At 73.0% G+C, this 1,311-nt stretch carries 1 protein-coding gene; it reads left to right on the plus strand.

Features of this window, described 5'->3' with window-relative positions:
- Nucleotides 1–207 precede the first annotated feature (207 nt).
- Nucleotides 208–1,230, plus strand: a complete 1,023-nt coding sequence (locus PROKR_RS22145) for a proline racemase family protein (protein WP_036967579.1) — start codon at nt 208–210, stop codon at nt 1,228–1,230.
- The last annotated feature ends 81 nt before the right edge of the window (nt 1,231–1,311 follow it).

The following is a 1,311-nucleotide window of genomic DNA, read 5'->3' on the forward strand; positions in this document are numbered from 1 at the left end:
TCACGGCCCGGCTCGACGCCGCGCGCCGCGGCGAGGGCCCGACCCTGTTCGACGAGATCGTCGCGATCATCCGTGAGCACGGGCCGGGCGGCCGGGAGCCGGCGGACGGGGTGCTGGTCGAGCTGGTCTGAGGGCGCAGAGGGGTCCGACGCCAGGGGGCCCGGCTATTGTCGTCGCACCCGACCCCGACCCCGACGAGGAGGCCCGGTGAGCACCGAACGGTACGAGGCCGTCGACTACCACACGGGCGGTGAGCCGTTCCGGATCGTCACCACGTTGCCCGTCGCCGTCGAGGGCGCCGACGTCGCCTCGAAGCGGATGTTCGCGATCGGGTCACCGGAGATCCAACGGATCCGGCGGATCCTGTGCCACGAGCCGCGCGGCCACGCCGACATGTACGGCGGTTTCGTGGTCGAGCCCGACGACGAGGGCGCGCACCTCGGCGTGCTGTTCTGGCACAAGGACGGTTTCTCGACCGCGTGCGGGCACGGCACCATCGCGCTGGGCGCCTGGGCGGTCGAGACCGGCCTGGTGCAGCCTGACCCGTCGGGCACCACCGACGTCGTCGTCGACGTTCCCTCCGGCCGCGTCACCGCCCGGGTGCACACCGACGGCGACGGGACCGTGACGGCGGTCGACTTCGTCAACGTCCCCGGCTACGTGGTCACGCTCGACGTCCCGGTCGCCACGTCCCGTGGCGACGTCACCGTGGACGTGAGCTTCGGCGGCGCGATCTACGCGCAGCTCGACGCCCGCGACGTGGGGCTGACCGTGACGCCGGAGCACACCGACGAGATCATCGCGATCGGGCGTGAGATCAAGCGGGCGCTCGACGACTCCGCCCACGCCGTCCACCCGACCGACGAGAGGCTGAGCGGGATCTACGGGACCATCGTCTTCGAGGATCTCGGTGACGACGACGGGCCCGGGCCGCACCAGCGCAACGCGACGATCTTCGCCGACGGCGAGCTCGACCGCTCCCCCTGCGGATCCGGGACGTGTGCGCGCCTGGCCACGCTGACTGCGCGAGGCTCGCTGCCCGCGGGCGCGGTCCTCCGGCACGAGTCGATCGTCGGCTCGCGGTTCACGGGAACCGTCCTTGCCCGGGTCGACGTCGCCGGACGGGCGGCCGTCGTGCCACAGGTCACCGGCACCGCCTACAAGACCGCCGAGCACGTCTTCGTCGTGGACCCCCGCGACGACCTCGTCCCCGGGTTCGTGCTGCGATGACGGCGCAGCCGGGGGCGATCCCCTACCTCACCGCGGACGACGTCCGGCAGCGCCTGGCGCCCGCCGGAGCCGTCGAGGCGC

Source organism: Promicromonospora kroppenstedtii DSM 19349, from assembly GCF_000515355.1.
Taxonomy (GTDB): domain Bacteria; phylum Actinomycetota; class Actinomycetes; order Actinomycetales; family Cellulomonadaceae; genus Promicromonospora; species Promicromonospora kroppenstedtii.